This window comes from Frigoribacterium sp. Leaf8, from assembly GCF_001421165.1.
Lineage (GTDB): Bacteria > Actinomycetota > Actinomycetes > Actinomycetales > Microbacteriaceae > Frigoribacterium.
In genome coordinates this window covers 819,644-846,323 of sequence record NZ_LMKB01000005.1, presented here as the reverse complement: position 1 = coordinate 846,323, position 26,680 = coordinate 819,644, and the positions used below count along the sequence as shown (strand labels likewise).

Annotated in this window: 26 protein-coding genes; 14 read left to right on the top strand and 12 right to left on the bottom strand. The window is 69.5% G+C overall.

Features of this window, described 5'->3' with window-relative positions:
• The first annotated feature begins 51 nt into the window (after positions 1 to 51).
• From ASL10_RS08635 to ASL10_RS08625, 3 genes are read left to right on the top strand one after another with little or no spacing between them, the layout of a single operon-like run.
• Positions 52 to 756, top strand: coding sequence for a response regulator transcription factor (locus ASL10_RS08635; RefSeq protein ID WP_056046385.1), 705 nt, complete (start codon positions 52 to 54; stop codon positions 754 to 756).
• A complete protein-coding gene (locus ASL10_RS08630) occupies positions 746 to 2,053 on the top strand; it encodes a sensor histidine kinase (RefSeq protein WP_148053629.1) in 1,308 nt (435 codons plus the stop codon). Before ASL10_RS08635 ends, ASL10_RS08630 begins: the two co-directional genes overlap by 11 nt.
• A complete protein-coding gene (locus ASL10_RS08625) occupies positions 2,050 to 3,096 on the top strand; it encodes a hypothetical protein (protein ID WP_056046380.1) in 1,047 nt (348 codons plus the stop codon). Before ASL10_RS08630 ends, ASL10_RS08625 begins: the two co-directional genes overlap by 4 nt.
• Positions 3,097 to 3,369: 273 nt before the next feature.
• On the opposite strand, the gene ASL10_RS08620 is transcribed toward ASL10_RS08625, so the two are convergent.
• Together ASL10_RS08620 and ASL10_RS08615 are read right to left on the bottom strand one after the other, a co-directional pair.
• Positions 3,370 to 3,651 (bottom strand): acyl-CoA carboxylase epsilon subunit, encoded by a 282-nt coding sequence (locus ASL10_RS08620; RefSeq protein ID WP_056046379.1) that lies wholly within the window; start codon positions 3,649 to 3,651, stop codon positions 3,370 to 3,372.
• Positions 3,648 to 5,261: an acyl-CoA carboxylase subunit beta gene (locus tag ASL10_RS08615; protein WP_056047698.1), complete on the bottom strand. Its 1,614-nt coding sequence runs from the start codon at positions 5,259 to 5,261 to the stop codon at positions 3,648 to 3,650. The genes ASL10_RS08620 and ASL10_RS08615 overlap by 4 nt, the downstream gene beginning before the upstream one ends.
• 107 nt (positions 5,262 to 5,368) lie before the next feature.
• On the opposite strand from ASL10_RS08615, the gene ASL10_RS08610 reads away from it, so the two are divergent.
• The 7 genes from ASL10_RS08610 (at position 5,369) to ASL10_RS08580 (ending at position 11,639) form a co-directional block, all read left to right on the top strand.
• On the top strand, positions 5,369 to 6,148 hold the full coding sequence (locus tag ASL10_RS08610) for a biotin--[acetyl-CoA-carboxylase] ligase (protein ID WP_056046377.1): 780 nt from the start codon (positions 5,369 to 5,371) through the stop codon (positions 6,146 to 6,148).
• Positions 6,149 to 6,152: 4 nt separating this feature from the next.
• Positions 6,153 to 6,701, top strand: a complete 549-nt coding sequence (locus tag ASL10_RS08605) for a PH domain-containing protein (protein ID WP_235452612.1) — start codon at positions 6,153 to 6,155, stop codon at positions 6,699 to 6,701.
• A 28-nt stretch (positions 6,702 to 6,729) separates the two neighbouring features.
• Positions 6,730 to 8,034, top strand: coding sequence for a UDP-glucose/GDP-mannose dehydrogenase family protein (locus ASL10_RS08600; protein ID WP_056046373.1), 1,305 nt, complete (start codon positions 6,730 to 6,732; stop codon positions 8,032 to 8,034).
• Between the two features lie 98 nt (positions 8,035 to 8,132).
• Complete coding sequence (locus ASL10_RS08595) at positions 8,133 to 8,609, top strand: hypothetical protein (RefSeq protein ID WP_056046371.1); 477 nt, start codon at positions 8,133 to 8,135, stop codon at positions 8,607 to 8,609.
• A complete protein-coding gene (locus ASL10_RS08590) occupies positions 8,606 to 9,745 on the top strand; it encodes a 5-(carboxyamino)imidazole ribonucleotide synthase (RefSeq protein ID WP_056046370.1) in 1,140 nt (379 codons plus the stop codon). The genes ASL10_RS08595 and ASL10_RS08590 overlap by 4 nt, the downstream gene beginning before the upstream one ends.
• Positions 9,746 to 9,831: 86 nt before the next feature.
• A complete protein-coding gene (gene purE / locus ASL10_RS08585) occupies positions 9,832 to 10,299 on the top strand; it encodes a 5-(carboxyamino)imidazole ribonucleotide mutase (RefSeq protein WP_200412284.1) in 468 nt (155 codons plus the stop codon).
• A gap of 47 nt (positions 10,300 to 10,346) precedes the next feature.
• Complete coding sequence (locus ASL10_RS08580; RefSeq protein ID WP_192123163.1) at positions 10,347 to 11,639, top strand: LCP family protein; 1,293 nt, start codon at positions 10,347 to 10,349, stop codon at positions 11,637 to 11,639.
• Positions 11,640 to 11,749: 110 nt separating this feature from the next.
• Here the strand turns inward: ASL10_RS08580 and ASL10_RS08575 are convergent, their stop codons facing one another.
• The 3 genes from ASL10_RS08575 to rfbB are packed head-to-tail and all read right to left on the bottom strand — an operon-like array spanning position 11,750 to position 14,737.
• On the bottom strand, positions 11,750 to 12,889 hold the full coding sequence (locus tag ASL10_RS08575) for a glycosyltransferase family 1 protein (RefSeq protein WP_056046366.1): 1,140 nt from the start codon (positions 12,887 to 12,889) through the stop codon (positions 11,750 to 11,752).
• Positions 12,864 to 13,754: a dTDP-4-dehydrorhamnose reductase gene (gene rfbD / locus ASL10_RS08570; RefSeq protein WP_056046364.1), complete on the bottom strand. Its 891-nt coding sequence runs from the start codon at positions 13,752 to 13,754 to the stop codon at positions 12,864 to 12,866. Before rfbD ends, ASL10_RS08575 begins: the two co-directional genes overlap by 26 nt.
• Positions 13,754 to 14,737, bottom strand: coding sequence for a dTDP-glucose 4,6-dehydratase (rfbB, locus tag ASL10_RS08565; protein ID WP_056046361.1), 984 nt, complete (start codon positions 14,735 to 14,737; stop codon positions 13,754 to 13,756). Before rfbB ends, rfbD begins: the two co-directional genes overlap by 1 nt.
• A 148-nt stretch (positions 14,738 to 14,885) precedes the next feature.
• Between rfbB and ASL10_RS08560 the strand changes: the two genes are divergently transcribed.
• The 4 genes from ASL10_RS08560 (at position 14,886) to rfbA (ending at position 17,584) form a co-directional block, all read left to right on the top strand.
• A complete protein-coding gene (locus ASL10_RS08560) occupies positions 14,886 to 15,776 on the top strand; it encodes a D-alanyl-D-alanine carboxypeptidase family protein (protein WP_082460296.1) in 891 nt (296 codons plus the stop codon).
• Positions 15,777 to 15,791: 15 nt separating this feature from the next.
• On the top strand, positions 15,792 to 16,022 hold the full coding sequence (locus ASL10_RS08555; protein ID WP_056046357.1) for a hypothetical protein: 231 nt from the start codon (positions 15,792 to 15,794) through the stop codon (positions 16,020 to 16,022).
• Positions 16,023 to 16,092: 70 nt separating this feature from the next.
• On the top strand, positions 16,093 to 16,719 hold the full coding sequence (locus tag ASL10_RS08550; protein ID WP_056046354.1) for a dTDP-4-dehydrorhamnose 3,5-epimerase family protein: 627 nt from the start codon (positions 16,093 to 16,095) through the stop codon (positions 16,717 to 16,719).
• A 1-nt stretch (position 16,720) separates the two neighbouring features.
• A complete protein-coding gene (gene rfbA / locus ASL10_RS08545) occupies positions 16,721 to 17,584 on the top strand; it encodes a glucose-1-phosphate thymidylyltransferase RfbA (protein ID WP_056046351.1) in 864 nt (287 codons plus the stop codon).
• Between the two features lie 91 nt (positions 17,585 to 17,675).
• Here rfbA and ASL10_RS08540 read toward each other — a convergent pair whose 3' ends face one another.
• The 7 genes from ASL10_RS08540 to ASL10_RS08510 all read right to left on the bottom strand — a co-directional run bounded on the left by ASL10_RS08540 (position 17,676) and on the right by ASL10_RS08510 (position 26,617).
• Positions 17,676 to 18,635 (bottom strand): hypothetical protein, encoded by a 960-nt coding sequence (locus tag ASL10_RS08540; RefSeq protein ID WP_056046349.1) that lies wholly within the window; start codon positions 18,633 to 18,635, stop codon positions 17,676 to 17,678.
• Positions 18,632 to 19,762 (bottom strand): glycosyltransferase family 2 protein, encoded by a 1,131-nt coding sequence (locus tag ASL10_RS08535; RefSeq protein WP_056046347.1) that lies wholly within the window; start codon positions 19,760 to 19,762, stop codon positions 18,632 to 18,634. Before ASL10_RS08535 ends, ASL10_RS08540 begins: the two co-directional genes overlap by 4 nt.
• On the bottom strand, positions 19,759 to 20,661 hold the full coding sequence (locus ASL10_RS08530) for a glycosyltransferase family 2 protein (RefSeq protein ID WP_082460295.1): 903 nt from the start codon (positions 20,659 to 20,661) through the stop codon (positions 19,759 to 19,761). The genes ASL10_RS08535 and ASL10_RS08530 overlap by 4 nt, the downstream gene beginning before the upstream one ends.
• Positions 20,658 to 21,743 carry a glycosyltransferase family 1 protein gene (locus tag ASL10_RS08525; RefSeq protein ID WP_255350797.1) on the bottom strand — a complete coding sequence of 362 codons (1,086 nt, stop codon included), beginning with the start codon at positions 21,741 to 21,743 and terminating at the stop codon, positions 20,658 to 20,660. The genes ASL10_RS08530 and ASL10_RS08525 overlap by 4 nt, the downstream gene beginning before the upstream one ends.
• 41 nt (positions 21,744 to 21,784) lie before the next feature.
• Positions 21,785 to 23,029: an ABC transporter ATP-binding protein gene (locus tag ASL10_RS16550; protein WP_056046345.1), complete on the bottom strand. Its 1,245-nt coding sequence runs from the start codon at positions 23,027 to 23,029 to the stop codon at positions 21,785 to 21,787.
• A gap of 23 nt (positions 23,030 to 23,052) precedes the next feature.
• Complete coding sequence (locus ASL10_RS08515) at positions 23,053 to 23,979, bottom strand: ABC transporter permease (protein ID WP_056046344.1); 927 nt, start codon at positions 23,977 to 23,979, stop codon at positions 23,053 to 23,055.
• Positions 23,980 to 24,061: 82 nt separating this feature from the next.
• Positions 24,062 to 26,617: a glycosyltransferase gene (locus tag ASL10_RS08510; RefSeq protein WP_056046341.1), complete on the bottom strand. Its 2,556-nt coding sequence runs from the start codon at positions 26,615 to 26,617 to the stop codon at positions 24,062 to 24,064.
• Positions 26,618 to 26,680 lie beyond the last annotated feature (63 nt).

Genomic DNA, 26,680 nt, shown 5'->3' with positions numbered 1-26,680 from the left:
GTGCACGCCCGGGATTCAGGGACCAGGGCACACGCCGACCGAAGGATCACCGTGTCAGACATCACGACCGAGACCCCCATCGCCACCCGCCAGACAGGACCCGTGAGGGTCGCCGTCGTCGACGACCACGAGTCGGTGCGGCTCGGCATCCAGGCCGCGTGCCAGAACGAGGGCTTCGAGGTGATCCTCACCGCCGCCGGCGTGCAGGAGTTCGTCGAGAACCTCGCGGGTCGCGAGGTCGACGTCGTCGTCCTCGACCTGTCGCTCGGCGACGGCTCGACCGTCACCGAGAACGTCAAGCGCGTCCAGGCGACGGGGTCGGCCGTCCTCGTGCACAGCATCGCCGACCGGGTCGCCTCGGTCCGTGAGGCGCTCGCCGCGGGGGCGGCCGGCGTCATCCCGAAGTCCTCCGCCACGAAGACCGTCATGGCCGCGGTCGCCACGGTCGCCCGCGGCGACGTGCTCAACAACCTCGAGTGGGCGAGCGCGATCGATGCCGACCGCGACTTCGCCAAGGCCCAGCTCGGTCGTCGCGAGCGCGAGATCCTGCACCTCTACGCCTCGGGTCTGCCGCTGAAGCTGGCCGCCCAACAGCTCGGCATCGGCTACTCGACGGCCCGCGAGTACCTCGACCGCATCCGCGTCAAGTACGTCGAGGTCGGACGCCCGGCACCCACCAAGGTCGACCTCCTCCGTCGCGCCGTCGAGGACGGCATCCTGCCGGGGCTCGACGCGGACGGTGGCGATGGCCGGTGAGGGTCGGCTGACCGGCCCGCTCCCGCTCGGACCCTTGCGGCCCCCGCGCAACCCGATCAGTCGTGCCCTGCTCGACAAGGTGCTGGGGCGCATCATCGCCGCGGCCGGTCTCGTGTTCGGCCTGCAGGCCCTGCCCGGGATGATCGGTCAGGTCGGGAGCATGCAGCTCGCCTGGGCCTGGGTGATCGGCCTGGCCATGTTCGGCGGGTTCCTGGCGTTGGTCGTGGCGAGCCTCGTGCAGCGCGGCGTGACCACGGTCGAGGCCTTCGTCGCGATCGCCTACCTGATCGCGCTGGTCACCTGGCCCCTCGCCGTCGACGACCCCAGCGAGGTCCAGGCGAGCGTGCCCTGGCTCTGGTACCTGTGCACCGTCGCCACGGCCTCGGCCGCGTCGGCGTTCTCCACCTGGATCGCGACCGGCTACCTCTTCGTCGCCCCCGCCGTCTACGGCTTCATCCGCCTGACGCCGTCGGGCGGAGCGGTCTCCCCGCAGCGCGCGACCCTCGACTCCGTCTACGCGATCCTGCTCGGCGGTGCGGTCCTGATCCTCGTGGTGATCCTGCGCCAGGCGGCCGCGAACGTCGACCAGGCCCAGGCGACCGCGGTCGCGCGGTACTCCGAGGCGATCCGCGAGCACGCCACCGAGCTCGAGCGGGTGCAGGTCGACGCCATCGTGCACGACAGCGTCCTCACGACCTTCATCCAGGCGGCCAGGGCCTGGTCGCCCGAAGAACGTGAGCTGTCGACCAACATGGCCCGGAACGCGATGTCCCACCTCTCGGCGGCGGCGAGCACGACGCCGTTCGACGAGTCCGACACGACGGTCACGGGCATGGTCGACCGCATCGCGGCCGCCGTGTCGGACCTGGGCGTCTCGGTCGAGCTGCGCCGGGGCCCGATCGAGGGCGAGGGCATCCCGTCCACCGCCGCGGAGGCCCTCTACTCGGCCGCCGTGCAGGCCCTGGTGAACAGTTCCCAGCACGCCGGGGACGCGCCCGGTGTCCGGCGGTGGGTCGACGTCACCCGCGAGGCGACCGGCCTCACGACCGTCGAGGTCGGCGACACGGGCAAGGGCTTCGAGCCGGCGACGGTGCCGACCGAGCGTCTGGGTGTCCGGGTGTCGATCCACGAGAGGCTGAACAACGCCGGCGGACTCGCGACCATCGACTCGGCACCGGGGCGCGGAACCCTCGTGCGACTGCAGTGGCCGGTCGGCGCCCTCCTCGAGGGGGGATCGGCTCCCCGTCCCTCGCCCGACCGCGCCGACGAGACGGGCATCCCGGAGGGCGTCGCGTGAGGGTCTCCGTGCCGCGGTGGCTCATCGTCTCGCTCGCCGCCGTCTTCTCGGCCTACCATCTGGTCCTCGCCGTGGCCTCGTTGGACCGGTTCACCGATCCGCTTCCCGTCGTCGCGTGCATGGTGTTGTACGCCGCGGCGACCGTGGCCGTGCTGTGGCCCAGCCGCCACGTCATCATGCCCGTGTGGCTGGCCTCGTTCTGCCTCGCCGTAAGCATCGTCCTCCCGCTGGTCGTGACCTCCGAGCTCGACAGCTCGGTGAAGAACGGCTATGCCACGTGGTACGTGGCGGCCGTGGGCACGCTCATGGTGATCGTGTCGACGAGACGCCGCCAGGGGTTCGCCTGGCTCGGGGTCGGATTCATGGCGGCTCACGGGGTGCTCTGGGCCGGGGCCGAACAGATCGCCGACCTCGGCATCGTCGGCAGCGTGGTCTGGGTCGCCTTCAGCCACGCGATGTCGAGCACGCTGACGCGTGCCGGGCGCGAGACGCGGGAGTTCATCCTCGCCGAGCACGAGGCGGCGGACTGGCAGGCCGCGCAGGAAGCCCACGTGAACGAGCGGCAGTACCGGCTGCTGCAGACGGGCCGGACGGCACGGCCGATGCTCCAGACCATCGTCGATCGACACGGCGACCTGACCGCGGCCGAGCGCCAGGAGTGCCTGAACCTCGAGGGGGCCATCCGGGACGAGATCCGGGGACGCCGCCTCCTCGACGACGACGTGCGTCACGAGGTCATGGCGGCGCGTCGTCGGGGGGCCGTCGTCAGCCTACTCGACGAGGGAGGCCTCGACGACCTCGGGCCAACGGATCTGCGGCGGGTCCATGCCGTGCTCGCCGAGGCCCTCCGCGGCTCGCTCGCCGATCGCATCATCGTCCGGACCGTCCAGGGCGGGGGAGACGACGCCGTCACGGTCGTCGGGCTCGGTTCGCCGGACCTGTCGTCGAGCGCCCTCGGCCGGGGCGTCTCGGCCGACGCGGACGAGGACGACGACGCCGACGAGGTGCAGCTCTGGCTGCAGATCCCCCGCTCGGCCCCCTGATCATCCACCGGGCAGCCTCACGGCAGGGCCGGGGAAGAAGGAAGGGCCGGACGATCGTCCGGCCCTTCCGAGACCCTGAGTCAGGGCGGCAACCCGAATGTCGCCCTGACTCCCCCCGGCAGGAATCCACTACCCATGTGGTCCTGCTGGTGGTGTGACTCCTAGAGAGACACCTAGCAAGAGCAAGCATGGTGGGTCGGGGCCGCGGGTGCAGTCGTCATTTAGGGGGACAGGCGGGGGAAGATGACTGCGTCTACCCCCGTTCCGGGGGCGTCAGCCCTCGAAACCCCGCCAGCGGCCTTCTCCGGCCGTGATGACGGGACGCGGTGCCCGGGCCGATCGCGTCCAGCCCGACGTCGTGGGTCGGGAGGACGTCGTCGTCGCCGATCCGGCCCGGCCGGCCGCGACGGCGGCGAGCAGCGCCGTGACGGCCGCCAGTTCGTCGGGCGTCGGGTCCCCGGCGACGACCCTGATGAGGGGAGCCGACGGCTGCTCGACCGAGTCGGTGGGGGAGTCCGCCGGGTCGGGGGAGGCGGCGGCGTGGCGACCACTCACAGGGGGATGTTCCCGTGCTTCTTCGGCGGCAGGGTCGCCCGCTTGGTCTTGAGGGCCCGCAGTGCCTTGATGACGGCGACGCGGGTCGCGGCCGGTTCGACGACACCGTCGAGTTCGCCCCGCTCCGCGGCGAGGAAGGGACTCGCCACGTTGTAGGTGTACTCGTTGGCCAGTCGCGTGCGCACGGCCGCCACGTCTTCGCCCGCCTCGGCCGCCGCCTTGATCTCGTTGCGGTAGAGGATGTTGACGGCGCCCTGACCGCCCATCACGGCGATCTCGGCCGTGGGCCACGCGAGGTTGATGTCGGCACCCAACTGCTTCGACCCCATGACGATGTAGGCGCCGCCGTACGCCTTGCGGGTGATCACCGTCACGAGCGGGACCGTGGCCTCGGCGTAGGCGTAGAGCAGCTTGGCTCCGCGACGGATGACACCGGTCCACTCCTGGTCCGTGCCGGGCAGGTAGCCGGGCACGTCGACCAGGGTGAGGATCGGGATGTTGAACGCGTCGCAGAAGCGCACGAAACGACTGGCCTTCTCGCCGGCCTCGATGTTGAGGGTGCCAGCCATGGCGGACGGCTGGTTGGCGATCACGCCCACCGGACGGCCCTCCACCCGGCCGAAGCCCACGACGATGTTGGGCGCGAACAGCGGCTGGACCTCGAGGAACTCGCCGTCGTCGACGACGTGGTCGATGACCGTCATGACGTCGTAGGGCTGGTTCGGGCTGTCCGGGATCAGCGTGTTCAGCTGGCGGTCGTGGTCGGTGGTCTCGAGTTCGACCGGCACGTCGAAGACGTGCGGGTCGGCCAGGTTGTTGTCGGGCAGGTACGAGAGCAGCGCGCGGGCGTAGTCGAGGGCGTCGTCCTCGTCGCTCGCCAGGTAGTGCGAAACGCCCGAGACCTTGTTGTGGGTCAGGGCTCCGCCGAGCTCTTCGAAGCCCACGTCCTCGCCCGTCACGGTCTTGATGACGTCCGGGCCGGTGACGAACATGTGGCTGGTCTTGTCGACCATGATCACGAAGTCGGTCAGCGCGGGGGAGTACACCGCGCCTCCGGCCGCGGGGCCCATGATCAGCGAGATCTGGGGGATGACGCCCGAGGCGGCCGTGTTCAGTCGGAAGATCTCGCCGTACTTGCCCAGGGCGACGACGCCCTCCTGGATGCGCGCTCCGCCCGAGTCGAGGATGCCGATGATGGGCACCCCGGTCTTGAGGGCCAGCTGCATGACCTTGATGATCTTCTCACCCGCCACCTCGCCGAGCGAGCCGCCGAAGATGGTGAAGTCCTGCGAGTAGACCGCGACCTGGCGGCCGTGGATCGTGCCCGTTCCCGTGACGACCGCGTCGCCGTAGGGCCGTTTGGCCTCCATGCCGAAGGCGTGGGTGCGGTGTCGGACGAACTCGTCGAGTTCGACGAACGAACCCGGGTCGAGCAGCTCGTCGATCCGTTCGCGGGCCGTCTTCTTGCCCTTGGCGTGCTGCTTCGCGATCGCGGCCTCGCCGCTGGCCGTCACGGCCTCGTGATAGCGGGCCTTGAGGTCGGCGAGCTTGCCCGCGGTGGTGTGCAGGTCGGGCGCGGCGTCGGTGAGTGGCGCGGAGTCAGGAGTCACGCGCTTCACTCTACTGACCGACCCGCAGCCATCCGTTGGAGGTTTCCACGCGTGGACGGCGTCGCACGTCGTAGGAGTCGTCAACCGAGGCCGCCTAGGCTGACCCGATGGACTTCCACCTCAGCGCGTCCGTCAGCCCCCGTCTCGTGGTGCTCGAGTCCACCGGATCGACCAACGCCGACCTGCTGGCCGCCGTCGACGAGCCGCACCTGGCGACCTGGCTGACCCTCGACCAGGCCGCCGGGCGGGGCCGACTCGGTCGACGATGGGAGACCGCGCCCGGTCGATCCCTCGCGGCGAGCGTCCTGCTTCGCCGCGGCGACCTGCCGGTCGACTCGCTCGGCTGGGTGCCGCTCCTCGCCGGCGTCGCGATGCGCGCCTCCGTCCAGGGCCTGCTCCCGGGCGGCGACGTCACGCTGAAGTGGCCCAACGACGTGCAGGTGGCCGGCGGAAAGGTCTGCGGTCTGCTCGCCGAGCTGAGGCCCGACGCGAGCGCCGTGGTCGTGGGGGCCGGGGTCAACCTCACGGTGCCGGCGGACGAGCTGCCGACGCCGACCTCGACGTCGCTCGGTCTGCACGGTGCGCGGGGCACGGCTCTCGAGCTCGCCGACGCCGTGCTGTCGGCCTGGGTCTCCGGTCTGGCCCGGTTCGTCGCCGACCTCGTCGCGGCCCGGGGCGACGCCGTGGCGAGCGGCGCCCTGGCGCTGGTGCGCACGCACTGCGCGACGCTGGGGCGCGACGTCCGCGTCGAACTCCCCGGAGGCGCGGCTCTCGTGGGCGAGGCCGTCGACGTCGACGAGGCGGGCCGGTTGGTCGTGCGTTCCGCCTCGACCGGCGGGCTGACGGCCGTCGCTTCGGGTGACGTCACGCATCTGCGGTATGAATGAGCCTGTGAGCAGCGACGGACCACAGCCGACCGAGTACGTCGTCGCGCGGCTGCGTCCCCATGCCCGCGTGCTGTTCTGGCCGTCCCTCGGGCTCGTCGGCATCTGCGCGGCGACCGGCTACTTCGGAGGTCGCTTCGACGTCGCGTGGCAGAACTACGTCGTGCTGGGTGCGGCCGTCGCCCTCATCGTTCTGCTCTGGTTGGTGCCCGTGCTGATCTGGCTCGGCAAGCGCTACGTCATCACCTCGCGTCGCCTCGTCGTGCGCAAGGGGCTGTTCGTGCGCACTCGTCAAGAGTTGCTCCACAGCCGCGGCTACGACCTCACGGTGCGCAAGAACTCGGTCCAGAGCGCCTTCCGCAGCGGAGACGTCCTGATCAACACCGGCCTCGACCGTCCGCTCGTCCTCTGGGACGTGCCGTCGGCCGACCTCGTCCAATCGACCCTGCACGACCTGATGGAGTCGAACCTCAACAGCGTCGCGCAGCGTCGCCAACGCGAGCAGTCCGTCGGACACGCCGACACCACTTCATGGGGCGACGACCGGGTCGTCTGATCCGGCTCGCGTGATATAGGATATTACAATGCGAATCTCAGTCATCGGTTGCGGTTACCTCGGAGCCGTGCACGCCGCGTGCATGGCCGACCTCGGGCACGACGTGGTCGGCATCGACGTCGACCCGGGCAAGATCGCCCTGCTCTCGTCGGGTCACGCCCCGTTCTTCGAACCCGGACTGCCCGAGGCGCTCCGCCGGGCCCTCGACTCGGGGCGACTGCGGTTCTCGACCGACCCGGCCGACGCCGCCGGTTCGCAGGTCCACTTCGTCGCCGTCGGCACCCCGCAGACCCCGGGCAGCGACGCGGCCGACCTCACCTACGTCGACGCCGCGGTCCAGGGGCTCTTGCCCCACCTCGCCGACGGCGACCTCGTGGTGGGCAAGTCCACCGTTCCCGTCGGCACCGCGAGCCGACTCGCCGACCTGGTCCGCGCCTCCTCCGGGGCCGACCTGGCCTGGAACCCCGAGTTCCTCCGCGAGGGCTTCGCCGTGGCCGACACCGTCGCGCCCGACCGCTTCGTCTACGGAGTGCCCGAGGGCGACGCCGGTGAGCGGGCGACGGCCGTGCTCGACGAGGTCTACGCGACGGCTCTGGCGACGGGCACGCCCCGGCTCGTGACCGGGTACGCGACGGCCGAACTGGTGAAGGTCTCGGCCAACGCGTTCCTCGCGACGAAGATCTCGTTCATCAACGCGATGGCCGAGATCGCCGAGGCCACCGGTGCGGACGTGACGCAGCTGGCCGACGCGATCGGGCACGACGCCCGCATCGGCCGCCGGTTCCTCAACGCCGGCCTCGGCTTCGGCGGCGGGTGCCTGCCGAAGGACATCCGGGCGTTCCGGGCCCGATCGCGCGAGTTGGGGCTCGAGTCCCTGGACTTCCTCGCCGACGTCGACGCCGTCAACCTGCGCCGCCGCGACCGCGTCGTCGAGCTCGCGGGCGAGTTGCTCGGCGAGGTGCGCGGTGCGCGCGTCGCCGTCCTCGGGGTGGCGTTCAAGCCCGACAGCGACGACGTCCGCGACTCGCCGGCCCTCGACGTCGCCCGACGACTGCACGCCGCCGGGGCCGACGTGGTCGTCCACGACCCCGAGGCCAACGAGACCGCCGCCCGGCTGGCTCCCGACCTCACCTACGTCGGGGACGTCCCCACCGCCCTCCGCGACGCCGAGCTCGTGTTGGTCCTCACCGAATGGGCGCAGTTCAAGGCGCTGCGTCCGGCCGACGTCGTCGCCCTCGTCTCCCGGCGACGCATCGTCGACGCGCGCAACGTGTTCGACCCCGCCGAGTGGCGCGAGGCCGGGTTCGAGTTCCGGGGGCTCGGGCGACCGTAGCCTCGCGACGAGCTGTGGGTGCGCGATCTCGTGCCGGTGCCGGGCCCCGTCCGGCAGGTCGACGCCGCCCGGCCGGATGCCACCGATACGATGACCGCATGACGAACCGGGCCCTCATCGCCATGCTGACCGCCGGGGCCCTGGCCCTCACCCTCTCCGCGTGCACGAGCGGCGACGACGACCCGACGCCGACGGTGTCGAGCTTCAGCCCGACGTCGACCGCATCACCGTCGGCTCCCGACACGGGGGCCGAGACGGTCGCCCCCACGGCGCCGACGGACGACCCGAACGACACCGTCGAGACGCCTGTCCCCGTGCCGTCCGACCAGGCGGACGGCTGGACCGACGCCCGCGCCTACGACGCCTGTCGGAACGAGGCCACGAGGTCGCAGGGCGCGGACTACACCTGGAACGACCGTTCGTCGCAGACCCTCGTGCAGGGGCCCGGGGGGCGCACCATCGACGTCGCCGGGCTCTACACAGGAGGCGACGTCGGTGTCGCCAACGTCACGTACCGGTGCACGGTCGGTGGAACTCCGGACTCACCGCAGTTGAGCGGGACGGTCGTCCGATGACGGCTCTTCGTGTCGGCGTGATCGGTGGCGGCCAGCTCGCCCGCATGATGATCCCGCCCGCCGTCCACCTCGGCATCGAGATCAGCGTCCTCGCCGAGGCCGAGGGCAGTTCGGCCAGGCTGGCGGCGACACAGGTGGGTGACTACCACGACGTCGACGTCGTCCTCGATTTCGCCCGCACGGTCGACGTGGTCACCTTCGACCACGAGCACGTCCCCCAGCAGGTCCTGGCCGCCCTCGTCGACGCGGGTGTGCCCGTGCACCCCGGGCCGTCCGCGCTGGCCGTCGCGCAGGACAAGATCGTCATGCGTCAGCGGCTCACCGAGCTCGGGCTGCCCGTCCCGGACTGGGCGGCCGTCCACGATGCCTCCGAGCTCGAGGCGTTCCTCGCCGACCACGGAGGCCGGGCGGTCGTCAAGACCGCGCGGGGCGGTTACGACGGCAAAGGCGTGCGCGTGGTCTCGGCCGCGCACGAAGCCGACGACTGGTTCGGAGCCCTGGCCGAGGACGGCAACGGAGGCGCGCTCCTCGTCGAGGAGCTCGTCGAGTTCCGGCGTGAGCTGTCGCAGCTCGTGGCCCGTCGGCCGAGCGGCGACATCGTCCCGTGGCCTCTCGTCGAGACCGTCCAACGCGACGGGGTCTGCTCCGAGGTCTTCGCCCCGGCGCCCTCGAGTGCCGGTCGCCTGGCCGACCTGGCCGACGAGATCGCCCGGACGGTGGCCGAGCGGCTCGACGTCACCGGGGTCCTGGCCGTCGAGCTCTTCGAGACGACCGACGAGCGCCTGCTGATCAACGAACTCGCCATGCGGCCGCACAACACCGGCCACTGGACGATCGACGGGGCGACCACCAGCCAGTTCGAACAGCACCTCCGGGCCGTGCTCGACCTGCCCCTGGGCGACACGGGCTGCCACCGCCCGTGGAGCGTCATGCTGAACGTGCTCGGCGGACCGGCGACCGGGTCGATGGCCGACCGACTCCCCGCTCTCATGGCCGACCAGCCGGCGGTCAAGGTCCACGACTACGGCAAGGAGCCGCGGCCCGGGCGGAAGGTCGGTCACGTCACCGTGGTCGGCGACGACCTCGACGAGGCCGTCTTCCGGGCGCGCGCCGCTGTCGAGTTCTTCACCGACTGACGGCTATCCTCTAGTCCGTGTCCGACCCGAAGAGCACCGACGTGCGCCCGAACGACCCCGCCGTACCCGCGAAGGTCGCCATCGTCATGGGCTCCGACAGCGACTGGCCCACCATGCAGGGCGCGTCGACGATCTTGTCCGAGCTGGGCATCCCGCACGAGGTCGAGGTCGTCTCGGCGCACCGCACGCCCGACAAGATGATCGCCTTCGGTCGAGACGCCGCCGGTCGAGGACTGTCCGTCGTCATCGCCGGGGCCGGGGGAGCAGCGCACCTGCCCGGCATGATCGCCTCGGTGACGACCCTTCCCGTGGTCGGCGTGCCGGTCGCGCTGGCCAAGCTCGACGGTCTGGACTCGTTGCTCTCGATCGTGCAGATGCCGGCGGGCATCCCTGTCGCGACCGTGTCGATCGGTGGCTCGGTCAACGCCGGCCTGCTCGCGGCCCGCATCATCGGCACGCACGACCCGGCCGTCGCCGAGCGCTTGGCCCGCCACGCCGAGTCCCTCGCCGGTCTGGTCGAGCAGAAGAACGCCGACCTGCGCCGATCACTGTGAGCACGTCCCTGCCCGTGCGTCACCCCGACGCCACCTCCGAGCCCTTCATGACGAAGCGAGCGTGGGTGCTCGTCCTGTTGAACGTGGTCGTGCCCGGCTCGGCCCAGGTGCTCGCGGGCAACCGCCGACTCGGGCGATGGGGGCTCGCCTCCACCCTCGTCTTCTGGGCGGTCGCGGTCGTCGTCATCGTCCTGGCGTTCGCCTTCCGCTCGCCCCTGATCGAGATCGCGACCAACGTCGTCGCCCTGACGATCGTCCAGGTCTTCCTCGCGTACTACGCGGTGTTGTGGGTGGTGCTGACCGTCGACACGTTGCGCTTGGCCCGCATCGTCCGGACGGCCCCCTCGGCGCGGGGATTCCTCGCCGGAGCGATGGTGCTCTTGATGGTGCTGACCGTCGGGCCCGCCGCCTACGGGGCCTACCTCGCCGGGGTGCAGCACGGTCTGCTGAACAGTCTCTTCACCTCGAGGGCCGACGCCGCACCTCCTGTGGACGGTCGCTACAACATCATGTTGCTCGGCGGTGATGCGGGGGCCGACCGCACGGGGCTGCGTCCCGACAGCATCTCGGTCGCCAGCATCGACGCCGAGACCGGTGCGACCACCATCGTGGGAATCCCGCGGAACCTGTACGACGCGCCCTTCGTCGCGGGATCACCGCTGTACGGCGACTACCCCGACGGCTACGACTGCGGCGACGACTGCCTCGTGAGCTTCCTGTACACCTACGGGGAAGAGCATCCCGACCTCTACCCCGATGCCGAGTCGAGGGGCAGCAACGCCGGGGTCGAGGCGATGCGCGACGCCGTCGAGGGCATCACGGGCCTGACGGTGCAGTACTACGCCCTCATCGACATGCAGGGCTTCGTCGACCTCATTGACGCGCTCGGTGGCATCCAGGTCGACGTGCAGCAGCGCATCCCGATCAACGGAGGCGTCGACGGCAACGGTCAGCCGATCAACGTCGACGGCTGGATCGAGCCCGGTGATCAGAAGCTCGACGGGTACCACGCCCTCTGGTACGCCAGGGCACGGCACGGTACCAGCGACTACGACCGCATGGCTCGTCAGCGCGAGGTGCAGCAGGCGCTCCTGTCCCAGTTCCAGCCGGCGACGGTGCTGTCGAAGTTCCAGGCGGTCGCGTCGGCCGGTGTGCAGACCGTCGACACCGACATCCCGCAGGGTGCCCTGGCCGCCTTCGTCGACCTGGCCGTCGAGGCGAAGTCGCAGCAGATCACGAGCCTCGAACTCGTGCCGCCCACCTACGACAACGTCTACCCGGACTACGACGCGATGCGCACCGCGGTGGCGCAGGCCACGACGTCCGTCACCGCACCCTGACGACCCGTCTCAGGCCGTGCGTCGAGGCCGATCGGCGGAAGCCGACCGGGTGAGGAGGCGCCCACCTGCGGCGCGGGTCACGCGCGTCGTGACCCGGGCCTCAGGGTTGCTCAGAGGTCGGCGTGCAGCTGCCACACCTTGTCGGCCGAGTCCCGCCAGCTGAAGGCGCGCGCTCGGTCGATCCCGGCGATGCCGAGACGGGTCGACAGTTCGACGTCGGAGACGACCTGGAACATGGCCTGGGCGAGACGCTCCGGGTAGCCGGCGGAGTCTTCCCGCGGCACGCTGACTGCCGCGTCCGCTGCGACCTCGAGGAGGGCGGGGGCATCCGAGACGATGGTGGGCGTGCCCAGGCTGAACGCCTCGACGACGGGCAGCCCGAACCCCTCGGCGAGACTGGGGAACACGAAGACGGACGCGCGCTGCAACAGGACGGCGAGCTGCTCGTCCGACACGAAGCCCATCGTGCGGACCTTGTCGGCGGGGAGCCCTGCCGCGGCGACCAGGTCGGCCACCTTGACGTCTCCCCATCCTTCGGGGCCGACGATCAGCAGAGGCAGGTCGGGGGCGTCGGGGTGTGCGAGGGCCCGGATGAGGGGCTCGAGGCCCTTGCGCGGTTCGAGGGTGCCGACGCTGAGGGCGTACCGTTCGGGAAGGTCCAGGGCATCGGCGACCTCGTCGGCGTCCGCGGGGACGGCGAGCTTGGGGCTCACGGCGCCGCCGATGACGCGCAGGCGGTCGCCGAAGGGGAACAGCTCGGAGAGCTCGCGAGCGACGCTGTGCGTCGGTACGACGACGCCGTCGGCGTGCTTGAAGGCCCGCTTGGTCATCGCCTTGTGCCAGCGGACGCCACGAGGGGTGAGGGTCTCGGGGTGGGTCCACGGCACCGTGTCGTGGATCGTGACGACGGTCTGCGTTCCCGGGTCGAGTGCGCGGTCGTGACGGTAGAGGGGAGCGAGCAGGCTGGTCGCGTGGACCATCCCCCGGCCGGGAAGGCCGACGACGCCGCCCTGCCACGCCAGCGACAACTCACGGCGACCGAGTGGCGACTTGGCGACACGGGACAGCCCCGGGAGCAGATCCGTCAACCGGTCGTAGTCGGTCTGTGGGTGGGCCGCCACGACACCCTCGACGTCGCAGCCGCGGGGGGCCGTCTCGACGAGGGCTCGGGTCAACTCTTCCGTGTAGCGCCCGATGCCTCCGGGGATGGGAGCCAGGATCTGGTCAACGACTACTCGCAGCGTGGTCATCGGTCTGCAACACTCCCCTGCTCGCGGCCTCGGCCAGCGCTTCTCTCCACGGACGCATGGGCGTCAAGCCGGCCCGTGCCCACGCGTCGTGGCCGAGGACGCTGTAGCTCGGTCTCGGTGCGGGACGGACGAAGGTGGAGCTGTCCGTCGGCAGGACCCTGGCCGGATCGAGTCCGGCTTCGTCGAAGACGGCCCGGGCGAACTCGAACCAGCTCGTACTGCCGGAGTTGGTGCCGTGGTACACGCCGGCCGGAGCGTCGGAGTCGAGCAGCGCGACGATCTGGGCCGCGAGGTCGGCCGTCCAGGTCGGCTGGCCGAGTTGGTCGTCGACGACCTTGACGGTGTCGTGTGAGCCCGCGAGCTTGACCATCGTCTTCGCGAAGTTGCCCCCGTGGGCACCGTACAGCCACGCCGTGCGCACGATGAAGGTGCCCTCCGGGTTGGCGGCGAGGGCGAGCTTCTCTCCCTCGGCCTTGGTGCGGCCGTAGGCGCTGACCGGCGCGATCGTGGCGTCCTCGGCATAGGGCGATGCGGCGTCGCCGTCGAAGACGTAGTCGGTCGAGACCTGGACGAGCTTCGCCCCGACGGATGCCGTCGCCTCGGCCAACAGACCGGCGGCGGTGCCGTTGACGGCCAATGCGGTTTCTTCGTCGGTCTCGGCCGCGTCCACGGCGGTGTACGCGGCGGCGTTGATGACGACGTCGTGTCCCTGGACGGCGGCGAAGACGGCATCCCGGTCGGTCACGTCGAGGTCGGCACGGCCGAGGACCGTGACGTCTCGCCCGAAGAGCGCTTCGAGCAGGTCGGTGCCGAGCATGCCCCGGGCCCCGGTGACGAGGTACTTGGAGTTCTGGGCGGCGGCCATCAGAGAGCGGCGCGCTCTTTGAGCGGCTGCCACCACTCGCGGTTGTCGCGGTACCACTGGACGACCTCGGCGAGACCCTTCTCGAAGGGCACCTGGGGCTCGTAGCCGAGCTCGTCGCGGATCTTCGAGATGTCGACGGAGTACCTCAGGTCGTGGCCCAGACGGTCCTGGACGCGGTCGACGTAGGACCAGTCCTTGCCGGTTGCCTCGAGCAGCATCTCGGTGAGTTCTTTGTTGGTGAGCTCGGTGCCGCCGCCGATGTTGTAGATCTCTCCGGCGCGACCACCGACGAGCACCATGGCGATGCCACGGGTGTGGTCGTCGACGTGCAGCCAGTCGCGGATGTTGTTGCCCTCGCCGTAGAGCGGCACGTGGACGTCGTCGATCAGGTTCGTGACGAAGAGCGGGATGACCTTCTCGGGGAAGTGGTACGGGCCGTAGTTGTTGCTGCAGCGCGTGATGGAGACGTTGAGGCCGTGGGTGCGGTGGTAGCTGCGGGCGAGCAGGTCGCTCCCGGCCTTCGAGGCGGAGTAGGGCGAGTTGGGTTCGAGCGGACGGTCCTCGGCCCAGGAGCCCTCGGCGATGGAGCCGTAGACCTCGTCGGTCGAGACGTGCACGAAGCGCTTCAGGTCGTTGCGCAGGGCGGCGTCGAGCAGCTGCTGCGTTCCCAGCACGTTCGTCTCGACGAAGATCGAGGCGTCGCGGACCGAGCGGTCGACGTGGGATTCTGCGGCGAAGTGGACGACGGCGTCGACCTCGGGGAAGAGCGTGTCGAGCAGGGCGCCGTCACGGATGTCGCCCTTGACGAACGTGTAACGGGGGGAGTCGGCGACACTCACCAGGTTGGCCTCGTTGCCCGAGTAGGTGAGCGCGTCGAGGACGACGACCTCGGCCCCTTCGAGGCCCGGGTAGGCGTCTTCGAGCGTGCGGCGGACGAAGTTGGAGCCGATGAAGCCGGCTCCGCCGGTGACGAGGATTTTCACAGGTGTTCCTTGCAGGTCGGTCGCGGAAGAGTCGGTCGATCTTAGCCGACGGGGACGGCTGACCGAGTGGTCCGGAGGCCCTCGACGCGGACGTGCCCCCTGCCTCTGGGGGTAGACCGATGGCAGGCCGGCGTGCAAACGTCGTTCCATGCGCCCTGAAACCTCTGTGCCCTCGGCACGTGACCTGGGCCCCGTCCTCGGCCGCCGGGGGCTCCTGAGCCTCGCGGCCGTCGCCGGTGCGGGTGCCTCGGGACTGCTCTCGACCCAGTCCGGTCGGGCCGCCACGACGCTCGGCGAGACGTCCGACGGCGTCCAGACGATCGAGTCGGCTCTCGCGCAGGCCGCGACCCAGGCGTGGGGAGGCCAGGCCAACGGCCGCATCCCGTCGGGCCTCCTGGTCCCCGTGCCCGCGTCGGTAGGCGGATCGGGCTTCCTGCGGGACGACGCCGCTCGGCAGTACTTCGCGATGGGCCTCGCCTTCCAGGCGGCCGTCGGCCGTCCCCTGCAGATCACCGAGGGCTACCGCTCGTACGACCGTCAGGTCGACTACTGGAACCGCTACCAGGCGGGCACCGGCAACCTGGCCGCCTATCCGGGCACCTCGAACCACGGTTGGGGCATCTCCTGCGACTTCGGCGCCGGGGTCGACGCGGCGGGGTCGTCGGCGAAGCGGTGGATGGACGCGAACTGCGGGCGATACGGCTGGGCGCCGACGGGCAACACGTTCTCCCGGCCCGAGGCCTGGCACTTCGACTACGTGGCGGCGTACCCGGGTCCTGCATCGGCGGTCCGCGACACGTCCGGGCTCGTCGCGGTCCGCGTCCCGGAGTCCATGCCCGGGGTCGGGACGAGCTACACGGCTCTCCTGGGCATGCGGTCCTTGCGTCACTTCACCACGATCGGGCAGGTGAACGCCGTCCGAGCCGTCGGCATCCCCTACTTCGACGTGGTCTCCCGACGAGACTTCGAGGGCTTGCTCGACGCGATGTCCATCCCACGTTCTGCGCTCACGACCAACGCCGACTACTGGCGTCCCTGACCTCTAGGAGAAAACATGCTCGTCCTGCACTGCTACGACAACCTGCCCGAGGTCGGCCGGGGCTACGTCTGCGTCGTGGCGCCACGCATGCTGCGGCACGTGACCACCGAGTCGACGGTCACCGCCCTGCGTGCCGTCGGCATGGCACCACGAGACATCAACGGCCAGGGGTTCTACGACATCCTCGCGTCGTTGTCCATCCCACGCTCCGAGCTCAAGACCAACGCGGACTACTCGCGGCGGTGACCGGGGCTGCAGTGCGCGAGCCGCGATCGGCGCTTCCGTGCCCCGCGCCGGCTCTTGGTAAGCTGCCCCGGTGCAGATCCGCGAACTGAAGATCCCAGACAGCTACGAGATCACCCCGAAGCAGTTCGGTGACGACCGGGGCGTCTTCCTCGAGTGGTACCGCTTCGACAAGCTCGCCGAGGTGGTCGGGCACCCCGTCCAGCTTCGTCAAGCCAACACCTCCGTCTCGAAGCGCGGTGTCGTCCGAGGCATCCACTTCGCCGACGTCCCGCTCGGCCAGGCCAAGTACGTCACCGCGACGCATGGTGCGGTCCTCGACTACGTGATCGACATCCGGGTGGGCTCCGCCACCTACGGCCAATGGGACTCCGTGCTCCTCGACGACGTCGACCGGCGCGCCATCTACCTGTCCGAGGGCCTGGGGCACGCGTTCGTCGCGCTGACCGACGATGCGACGGTCAGCTACCTGGTCTCCGACACGTTCCACGCCGAGCGCGAACACGGGATCGACCCCCTCGACCCCGAGATCGGCCTCGTCTTCCCCGAGGGTGCCGGTGAGCCCCTGCTCTCACCGAAGGACACCTCTGCGCCGACGCTGGCCGAGGCGGCGGTCGCCGGGCTCCTGCCGACGTGGGACGACATGCGCGCCTACTATGCGTCCTTGGATGCGGCACACGCCGCCGGAGAGGGCGAATGACATGAAGGGCATCATCCTCGCCGGCGGGTCCGGCACGCGTCTCTGGCCGATCACCAAGGGCATCTCCAAGCAGCTCATGCCCATCTACGACAAGCCGATGGTCTACTACCCCTTGTCGACCCTGATGATGGCAGGCATCCACGAGGTGCTCGTCATCACCACGCCCGAGTACAACGACCAGTTCCGGGCACTGCTCGGCGACGGGTCGCAGCTGGGCATGACCATCGAGTACGCCGTTCAGCCATCGCCCGACGGCCTGGCCCAGGCATTCGTCATCGGCGAGGACTTCATCGGCGACGACAGCGTCGCCCTGGTCCTCGGCGACAACATCTTCCACGGCGTCGGACTCGGCTCGAACCTCAAGAAGAACGCCGACGTCCAGGGCGCGACGATCTTCGCCTACCACGTCGCCGATCCCAAGGCCTATGGGGTCGTCGAGTTCGACGAGGCGTTCAAGGCCGTCTCCATCGAGGAGAAGCCCCTGGCACCGAAGAGCAACTTCGCCGTCCCCGGTCTCTACTTCTACGACAACGCCGTCGTCGGGATCGCGAAGACCATCGAGCCGAGTGCTCGGGGAGAGCTCGAGATCTCGACCGTCAACGAGCGTTACCTCGAGGCCGGCGAACTGCAGGTACAGGTCCTCGACCGCGGCACCGCGTGGCTCGACACCGGCACCTTCGAGTCGATGATGCAGGCGTCCGAATACGTCAGGGTGATCGAGGATCGCCAGGGTCACAAGATCGGCTGCATCGAGGAGATCGCCTGGCGCAACGGGTGGATCGACGACGAGCACCTGGCCGCGTTGGCTGCTCCGCTCGCCAAGAGCGGATACGGTCTCTACTTGCAGAAGCTCCTCGCCGACTGACGTCGGCTCGCCGACCACCGACGACACGAGACCGACCGGAGGGTTCCGGTCGGTCTCGTGTCGTCGGTCGTCGTGTGGCCGGCCTCACGCCTCAGCTGGCTCGAGACGGAGCCGCTCCACCTGACCGGAGCCGACCGTCGCCCCAGCCGGACCGACGGACGCTGCCCACGACGTAGGCCGGTCCCACCTGTCGTTGGAAATGGTAGAAGACGTCCTTCAAGGGTTTGAGGGCGTGGTACTGGTTCAACTCCTCGGACACGAGGCTGATGTCGGTACGCGCCTTGACGACACGCCAGCCCTTGGCGTGTGCGAAGAACGACATCCACTGATCCTCGAGGAACGCGAACCGGCGGGGGAGGCGAGCGAAGAACGCGTCGTCCGACACCAGTTCGCAGTCGTACACCGTGCCGCCCGTGCCGGCGTGGTCGGCGGGGGAGCCCGGAGCGATCTCGGCGCGGGCCCAGTACGATCCGTGCTGACTGAAGGCCCACCAGGAGACCACGGATCGGGACTCGTAGTCCGCCAGGAGATCCGTGACGAAACGGGATGAGACGTCCTGGTCGTCGTCCAACATCACGACCGGTCCGCGGTACCCGGCGTTCCACAACAGACGGGCGGCGACGAAGCGGGCGAGACCGCCGATGTTCACCGGGCTCTGGACCAGATCCACGCTGACCAGGCTCCCAGTCGCGGCGCCACGGACGGCTTCTGCGTAGCGAGCCGCGTCGGCCGCGTTGTTGTTCCACAGGAGGAGGCGGACCGGACGCTCGGCGTCGAGTGCCGCGAGCATGTCGAGCACGTGAGGCAGCCGGTCCGGTCGGTTCCACAGGCACATGACCATCGGGATGCCGGCCGAGTCGGGGCGGCCCCAGGCGCCACTGGTCGACACCGAGACGCCCGTTCGCAGGAACTCGCCGATGACGGCCTGCCAACGGCTGTCCCGTCGTCGTTCGGCCGCCACGCGTGCGGATCGGAGGCCACGGTCGTAGACGCGCTCGACGCGCAGCATCCGGGCGACCGCTCGGGACGCGCGGCGGAACCGACGGTTCATCTCGTGCGTCGGGTTCGTTCGCGGACTCCGTCGACGAGCTTGACGATCCGGCGGTTCTTCATCGCCCCGACCTCCGCACGCGTGCGAGCGAGCTCGTCCTCCAACCCGGCGGCGTGTCGACGGAGTCGAGCGGCCTCGTCCTCGGCGTCCGAGAGGGCCTGCGCGGCCTGGTCGAGCCGCGCCTCCTGCCGGGAGATCTGTTCGTCGCGGCCGACGAGCGAACGGCCGAGCCCGCCGAGGTACCGGTCGACCGGCTCGGTGAACGGGACGTCGGGCGGGTAGGGGCCGGAGGGCGGCACCACCGCGAGGAACTCGACGAGCGAGCGATCGAGGCGGAACGGACCCTCGGCGGCCTCGGCATCCGTCACGTGCCGGGCGGCGTAGTAGGACAGGAGCGTGCCGTCGAGCAGGCGACGGTAGTCGCGCATGCCGTGGTGATTGGGACTGGGGGTCAGATGAGGGCTGGCGAGGTACCCGAGTCCTGCGCTCTCGACCTTGCGCCGGAACTGCGTCCAGGAGCGCCACGGAAGGTGGAGCACCTCGAGTTCGAGCCCCTGCGCAGGTGCACCTGTGCTGGCGATGCTCACCACGTGGTTGCCCTGTGCGACGGTGACGTCGGCGTCGGCGACGTGGACCGCGTTGGTGGTCGGCTGGGCGAGCACGCCGACCGCCCGGAGTTCGTCGTTGGTGCGTTCGTCACGCCACACGAGCCGGTCGATGCCGGGACCGTCGAGCGCGACGGGCCCGACCATGTTGACGACCGGCACCGAGAACGAGCCCAGGCCGGTGTCGAGTCGCGCGAACACGTCGGCCAACCGCAGCGAGCGGTCCCGGGGGATCAGGAACTCGTCGGCGTCGGCGTTGACGACCCAGTCGGCACCGTGGACGGTCGCGGCTTCTCGGGCCATGCGCGTCACGACGGCACCCTGTTGTTTCCGGTGCTCGGGGTCGTGGTGCAGGACGATCGTTCCTGCGGCCTCGAATTCGGTGAGGATCTCTGTGGTGCCGTCGGTCGAGGCGTTGTCGGTGACGATGATCACGTCGACGCCCTGAGCCACGTGGTAATCGACCCATCGGCGGATGATGTCCGCCTCGTCGCGGACCATGGCGGTGACTGCCAGCGTCATCGTTTTCCCGTCGGGTTCGGGGTGGACGCCCGGCGGGGGAGCCCGCCGAGCCGGAAGCGAGCCTCGAGAGCGACGCGGAGTGCGGCGCGGACGGGCCAGAGGTACCACGCGCGGTACTTCGACGCGAGGAAACGGTAGGCGCTGCGGTGGTGCTCACGTCGCATCGCGTCCGACGACTCGCGCGTCGAGTGGGCGCCGACGTGGACGACGGTGGCGGCGGGCTCGTAGACGCTCCGGCGGCCGGAGAGGCCGATGCGATAGCCCAGGTCGACGTCTTCGAAGTACATGAAGTAGCGCTCGTCGAACCCTCCCAACTCGTCGAACACGTCGCGACGCACGAGTAGGCAGGCACCGGAGAGCCAGCCGGTGTCGCGCCGGGCCTCGTGCTCGCCTTCGCGCCGGTACGAGCGAGACCAGGGGTTCGTCGGCCAGAGGTTCGCGAACAGCGCGTGACCGAGGCCTGTTCGCAACGAGGGGATCTGTCGAGCGGAGGGGTAGGGCTCACCGTCGGCTTCGACGATCGCCGGGCCGACCGCGGCGATGTCGTCGCCGGAGCGGAGGGTGTCGAGCAGGACGTCGACGACGCCGGGGGCGAGGACGACGTCGGGATTCGAGATCAGGACGTGGTGGACCGAACTCGGCAGGTGGGTGACGGCCCGGTTGACCGCCGTGCCGTAGCCGCGATTCGCCCCGACCTCGACGAAACGACCACCGGCGCCCTCGGTCGTCGTCCGGGCCGCTTCGACGTCGTTCGACGCGTTGTCGGCGACGACCAGACGGGTCGGCTCCGCCGAGGCGGACTCGGTCGACGCGAGGAAAGCGCTCAGGTAGCGGCCGGAGTTGTAGCTGACCGTGACGATCGCCACGGTGGGCTCGTCGGAACGGGTGGGGGTGGTCATGGTGTCGTGTAGGCCTCGTCGTGCGCGAGCGCGCACCGCGCCCAGGTGAAGAGTGTGGCACGTTCTCGTGCCAGGGCACCGAGGCGGGACCGCTCGTCGGGTGAGGAGAGCAACGCCGACAACGCCGTCCTGAGCGAGGTGACGGTCGCCTCGGCGTAGGCGACGGCGTCGCCACCGACCTCGGGCAGAGCCGTCGACCGCGTCGTCAGGACGGCAGCGCCCGTAGCCATCGCCTCGAGCACGGGCAACCCGAACCCTTCGCCCGTGCTGGGGTACGCCACGACGCTCGCCCCGCCCAGGAAGGCGGAGAGGTCGTCGAGGGGGAGGTAGCCGAGGTGCCGGAGCGCTGCTCCGGGACGGTTGCCCGCCTCGGTCAAGGTCCGCGCGGCGTCCGCGTCCCAGCCCAGACCACCGGCGACGAGGAGCGGAGGAGCGTCGGGCCCGAGGAGGCGGTGGGCCTCGATGAGGGACGGCACGCTCTTGCGGGGTTCCACCGTCCCGAGGAAGGCGATCCACCCCGGGTCGGTCGTCAGCCCGTTCACCTCGGCGAACGCCCGGACCTGGTCGGTCGACGGAGCGTGGAAGACCGCCCGGTCGACCCCGTGGTGCGCGACGACGACGGGTGCCCTCGACGGGCCGACGTGACGGTCGAGTTCGGCCGCCGTGCTGGCGCTGGGCACGACGACCGCACGTGCCCGACGTCGAGCAGCCTTCGTCCACACGGAGAAGAAACGCCGCTTGCCCATGGAGTGGTCGCCGGGGCTGCTGAAGAAGGTCGCGTCGTGCAGGGTGACCACCGTGCGTCGGCTGAGGACAATCGGGAACGTGTAGTGGGGCGAGTGGAGGGTCTGGACGCCGAGGCGGTGGGCCAGGACCGGGAGGGCGATCTGTTCCCAGGCGAGCCGCATCGGCCGACGGGACACCAGCGACGGAGCCGCGACGTAGCGGTGGGTCGGTGCCTGCTCGCGGAGCCAGTCGAGATCGTCGGGCTTGACCACGACCGTGACGACCGTTCCCGTCTCGCCGAGACCCGTCAGGAGCCCGGCGATGTATCGCGCGACGCCGCCCTTGGTCGGAGGGATGGACGTCGCGTCGAGCAGGACCGTCCCCGGGCCGCGTCCGCTCAGGATTCGAGCTCTCGGACGGTGGCCGGGATGCGGACGACTCCGGCCGCGTACTCGTCGTCGGCCATGACGAACCGCGCGGCCTGACGCTGGATGGCGATGTGTGACCCGTCGGCCGCGGCGAGGAAGCTGTGGACGAAGTAGGGCCCGCCTCCGAACTGGATGTCGTCGAGGCGGTACTCGACGCTGGCCGTCCCGTCGAGGGGGGCGTGTCGGAGACCCATCCGACGACTGTCGGTTCCGTAGACCTGCGTGCCCAGGTTCGTCTCGATCTTGAACCCCGAATGCCACGTCTGCAGGGGCGTGCTGTGGCTGTAGTGCATGCGGACCACGAGGGTGTCTCCGGGCTGAAGCTCTTCGCCGGCGGCGCGTCCCTCGACGAAGACCTCGGTCGCGGTGACGCGGCCGGGCGCCGCCTCGACCTCGGGTTCGGCGGCTTCTGCCTCGGCGATTCGCCGACCCTCGAGGATGTCGCGGAAGTTCTTGACCGCGTCCGCTGCCGACCCGGCGAACTTGACCTCACCTCGGGAGAGGACGACCGCCCGGTCGCAGAGCTCTTGCACCTGCCCGAGCGAGTGGCTGACGAGGATGATCGTGCGGCCCTGTCGCTGGAACTCGCGGATCTTGTCGAGGCATTTGCGTTGGAAGGCTTCGTCACCGACGGCCAGCACCTCGTCGACGAGCAGGACGTCGGGATCGGTGTGGATGGCGACCGCGAAGGCCAGCCGCACGTACATGCCCGACGAATAGAACTTGACCTGGGTGTCGATGAAGTCGCCGATGCCCGAGAAGGCGAGGATGTCGTCGAAGCGGTCCTCGGTCTCGGCCTGGCTGAGACCCAGGATGGAGGCGTTCAGGAAGACGTTCTCCCGGCCGGTCAGGTCGGGGTGGAAGCCGGCGCCCAACTCGAGCAGGGCGGCGAGTCGACCACGACGTTTGATCGACCCGGACGTGGGCTCGATGATGCCGCCGATGGCTTTCAGCAGGGTGCTCTTGCCGGAGCCGTTGGGGCCGAGGAGACCGATGGTGCTGCCGGCGGGGATCTCGAGCGAGACGTCCTTCAACGCCCAGAACTCCTCGCTGTGCCGACGACCGGCGCGTCCGAGGGTGACGAGACGCTCTTTCAGCGAGTTGTCCTTGCGGATGACGAACTTCTTCGACACGTTCTCGATCGACACCACGGTGGGCGAGCCGGCGGGGGAATCGGGTGAGGCCAGAGGGGTCGACAACTGATCGGTGCTCATGGGTGCGGGACGTCCGTTCGGGTCTAGAGCTCTTGGGCGAAGTTGCCCTGCAGGCGGGCGAAGACGCGGTGGAACGCGTACACGAGCACCAGCCCGATCAAGGCGGCGACGCCCATGCGCAGCAACAGGTCGGCCGGGTACGACGAGTCGTCGCCGGCGATCCAGAAGGCACGGTGGAATCCGAGCACCGCGAGGGTGATCGGATTGTCGGTGTAGAGACCGAGCAGCCATTCACGGCCACCCGTCAGGGCGTTCGAGACCATCGTCCAGGCGTAGACGATGGGTGATGCCCACATCGCGAGCATCAACAACACCTCGACCAGGTACTGCATGTCGCGCAGGTAGACGTTCAACGCGGCGAGCAGGAGTCCGAACGCCGTGCCATAGATCAGGATGAGGAGCACCGACGGGAAGAAGTACAGGATGTCGAGGTGCGCCGGGAAGCTGCCCGTGACGATCGTGGCCCCGACCAGTACCACCATCTGGATGCCGAAGTTGAAGAGGGCCGAGCCGATGCTCGCCAGGGGGTAGATCTCTCGAGGCGTGTAGACCTTCTTGATCAGGCCACCGTTGCTGACGATCGACGACGTCGAGCCCGCGATGATCTCACTGAACAACCCGTAGATCGTGAGGCCAGAGAAGATGTAGACCGCGAATTCGGGGATGTTGCGCGCGGCGCCGAGGATCTGCCCGAGGACGACGTAGTAGATGATCAGCTGGGTGATGGGGCGGATGAGGGTCCAGAGGAACCCCAGCGCGCTGTCCTTGTAGCGCGACTTGAGGTCGCGTCGGATCAGCAGGTCGAGGAGCTGCCGGTGCGAGTAGATCTCACGCACGATGCCGAAGGTGCCGCCGAAGACCTTCGACGGCTGGCCCGCGACGACCATGGGCTCTTTCGCGAGGCGCTCGAAGCGCTCGCCCGACGTACTGCTCGGTGTCGTGGTGGTCATGGGCGTGGACCCCTTCGTGGTCAAAACTGAAGCACTATACCCCGGTCGGCTGAGGCGGACCGGTTCACGGGAGGGCGGGAGCCTACTTGCCGTACTTGCTGGCGCGCATGGTCGCCAGACGGTTCTGCACCTTGCTGCGCAGCACCTCGATGCCGCCTCCGTCGGTCACGTAGTGGCGGGCGAGCGCGATGTCGCGCGCGACGCCGTGACGGCGGTTGGCGATCTCGTGGAACTTCTCCTCGCTCGACCTGGCGACCTTGCCGCGCAGCGCCTTGACGGTCGTGACCGCCGTGCTCTCGAGGGCACGGTCCGGTGCGACGTGCGGGTCACGGCAGAACTCCACGAGCGGGGAGAGCGCTTTCTCCCAGGTGAAGTCCTCGCGAACCCGGGACACCGCGTCCCGGGTCGCCGCCGTCACCTCGGGATCGTAAAGAACGGACTCGAGCGCGTCGGCGAGTGCTTCGACGTCACGCTCGGGGACGGCCACACCCATCCCCTCGGCGCCGACGAGATCGCCGAAGCTGTCACCCCGGGTCGTGACGATGGGCAGGTTCGCCCACATGTAGTCGAGGATGCGCGTCCGGAAGGAGAACGTCGTCTCGATGTGGTCGTAGTGCGTGCTGACGCCGGCGTCGGCCTCGAGCAGGTAGTTGGCGCGGTCGTCGAGGGCGACCCACTGCTCGTTGAAGAACACGTTCTTGCCGGCGACTCCCAGCTCGGCGGCGAGCTGGCGGGTCCGCGCGACGATGGCCATCTCGGGCACGTCGGGGTTGGGGTGGGCCACCCCGAGGAAGAACAGGCGGACGTCCGGGCGCCGTTCGGCGAGCAGGGCGATGGCACGGATCAGGGTGAGCGTGTCGAACCAGTTGTAGATCCCGCCGCCCCAGATGACGACCTTGTCGTCTTCGCCGATGCCCGGGACGACGCCCCGGATGGCCTTGCGCGTGTGCGCAGGGGGAGTGGAGTCCATGCCGAACGGGGCGATCGCGATGAGCTTCTCGAGGTTTTCGTCAGCCGCGTAGTTCTCGGGGTTGATGCGCCCGAGGCCGGCCAGCTGCCCGAGCCAGAAGAGACGCTGACGCTCGGAGGCGCAGAGGAAGAAGTCGGCTCGGAGCAGCTGCTCGTTGAGGACGTCGGTGGCCGAGGCGACCTGGTTCTTCCACTGCGCGAGGCCCCACTCTCGGCCCTGTTCGAGCTGTTCGAGGTGCATCGGGTCGTAGAGGTCCGCGACCATGATCTTCTTCGACCTCTTGAGGGTCGTGAAGTGGTGCAGGGCGTGGCCCTGGAAGACGATGACGTCGGCCCACTCTTCGTGCGCCTTCATCTCGTGCTCGTTCTGGAGGCGGACGCGATCCACCTCGAAGAGGTCGGACTTGCGGGCCGCGACGTTCCAGGTGAGGAGCCGGACGTCGCTGTGCTCGGAGAGGGCCTCGCTGATCTTCCAGGCCCGCATGGCCGGCCCGGCCATCTTGTCGCCGATGGCATCACCCGTGATGACGAGCACCTTCGTCCGCTGGGTGTGCTCGCGGATGTCGAAGGCGTCGACGATGGAGCGGAAACCCTCGAGGTAGTAGGGGTCGCCGAAGAGCGGCTTGAAGATGTCGCCGAAGAGCCGGAAGACTTCTCCGTCGGTCTTGGTCCGGCGTGCCTGCAGGTCGTCTCGCGCGGCCTGCAGATCGGGCAGCTCGGCGACGAACTGGTCGAGTGCGAAGAGGCCCGCCATGGTGTCCTTCGACACGGGGGTCTCGGGGTCGAACTCGTCGGCCGCCCCGACGAAGCGGCGGATGTCGAACATCTCGGAGTCGAGGCCGCTCTTGGCCACGGCGCGGCGGGCGAGCAACGCGAGGGCGCCGGGCAGGAATTTCGCGAGGCTCTCGTCCGAGAGGTTCTTGAAGAGCAGCATCAGGGCGTTGCGCTCGAGCAGGTACATCTCTCGGTGCTCGCCGAAGCTCTTCATCGAGCCGTGGTGCTTGTGGAAGACGATCGACTGCGGTGCGAATCGGACCCGGTAGCCCAGGATGTTCAGTCGCCAGCCGAGGTCGACGTCGTCGTAGAACATGAACAGCTTCTCGTCGAAGCCACCGACTTGCTCGAAGACGGACTTGCGCACGAACAAGGCGGAGCCCGTGCCGAAGAGCAGGTCTTTCGGGGTGTCGAACTGGCCGTCGTCGACCTCGGTGACGCGGTCCTTATAACCCATGCCGAACCAGGTGAGGCTGCCCTGGACGAAGTCGATGGCCTTGCCGTCCCAGTCCAGGACCTTGCTGCCGACTGCCGCGACCCGAGGACTGACGTTGAACTGGTCGAGCGCCTCACGGATCCATCCGGGGTGGGGCTTGGCATCGTTGTTCAGGAACGCCACGAACTCGCCCTTGGCCTTCTTGGCGCCGAGGTTGCTGCCACCGGTGAACCCGAGGTTGTCCTTCGAGACGACGATCTTGACGTTGGCGTGGCCACCGAGCTCGGCCTCGAGACGCTGACGGCTGTCGTCGCCCGAACCGTTCTCGACCACGACGATCTCGAGCTGGTCGGTCGGCCAATCCACCTCGGTGAGGCGGGCGACGCACTCGAGGGTGTCGTCCGTCCCGCGGAAATTGACGATGACGACCGAGACGACGCTCGACGTGGAAACAGGCACGGTGGGTACTCCCAAGGACGGTGGTGCGGGCCGGTGGGCCCCGCGAGTGCGCTCCCACTATAC

Coding starts and splice junctions, on each gene's coding strand:
- ASL10_RS08630 (WP_148053629.1), top strand. CDS start 746: ATGGCCGGTGAGGGTCGGCTGACCGGCCCGCTCCCGCTCGGACCCTTG.
- ASL10_RS08610 (WP_056046377.1), top strand. CDS start 5,369: ATGGACTTCCACCTCAGCGCGTCCGTCAGCCCCCGTCTCGTGGTGCTC.
- ASL10_RS08600 (WP_056046373.1), top strand. CDS start 6,730: ATGCGAATCTCAGTCATCGGTTGCGGTTACCTCGGAGCCGTGCACGCC.
- ASL10_RS08595 (WP_056046371.1), top strand. CDS start 8,133: ATGACGAACCGGGCCCTCATCGCCATGCTGACCGCCGGGGCCCTGGCC.
- ASL10_RS08590 (WP_056046370.1), top strand. CDS start 8,606: ATGACGGCTCTTCGTGTCGGCGTGATCGGTGGCGGCCAGCTCGCCCGC.
- purE (WP_200412284.1), top strand. CDS start 9,832: ATGGGCTCCGACAGCGACTGGCCCACCATGCAGGGCGCGTCGACGATC.
- ASL10_RS08580 (WP_192123163.1), top strand. CDS start 10,347: ATGACGAAGCGAGCGTGGGTGCTCGTCCTGTTGAACGTGGTCGTGCCC.
- ASL10_RS08575 (WP_056046366.1), bottom strand. CDS start 12,889: ATGACCACGCTGCGAGTAGTCGTTGACCAGATCCTGGCTCCCATCCCC.
- rfbD (WP_056046364.1), bottom strand. CDS start 13,754: ATGGCCGCCGCCCAGAACTCCAAGTACCTCGTCACCGGGGCCCGGGGC.
- ASL10_RS08560 (WP_082460296.1), top strand. CDS start 14,886: ATGCGCCCTGAAACCTCTGTGCCCTCGGCACGTGACCTGGGCCCCGTC.
- ASL10_RS08555 (WP_056046357.1), top strand. CDS start 15,792: ATGCTCGTCCTGCACTGCTACGACAACCTGCCCGAGGTCGGCCGGGGC.
- rfbA (WP_056046351.1), top strand. CDS start 16,721: ATGAAGGGCATCATCCTCGCCGGCGGGTCCGGCACGCGTCTCTGGCCG.
- ASL10_RS08540 (WP_056046349.1), bottom strand. CDS start 18,635: ATGAACCGTCGGTTCCGCCGCGCGTCCCGAGCGGTCGCCCGGATGCTG.
- ASL10_RS08535 (WP_056046347.1), bottom strand. CDS start 19,762: ATGACGCTGGCAGTCACCGCCATGGTCCGCGACGAGGCGGACATCATC.
- ASL10_RS08530 (WP_082460295.1), bottom strand. CDS start 20,661: ATGACCACCCCCACCCGTTCCGACGAGCCCACCGTGGCGATCGTCACG.
- ASL10_RS16550 (WP_056046345.1), bottom strand. CDS start 23,029: ATGAGCACCGATCAGTTGTCGACCCCTCTGGCCTCACCCGATTCCCCC.
- ASL10_RS08515 (WP_056046344.1), bottom strand. CDS start 23,979: ATGACCACCACGACACCGAGCAGTACGTCGGGCGAGCGCTTCGAGCGC.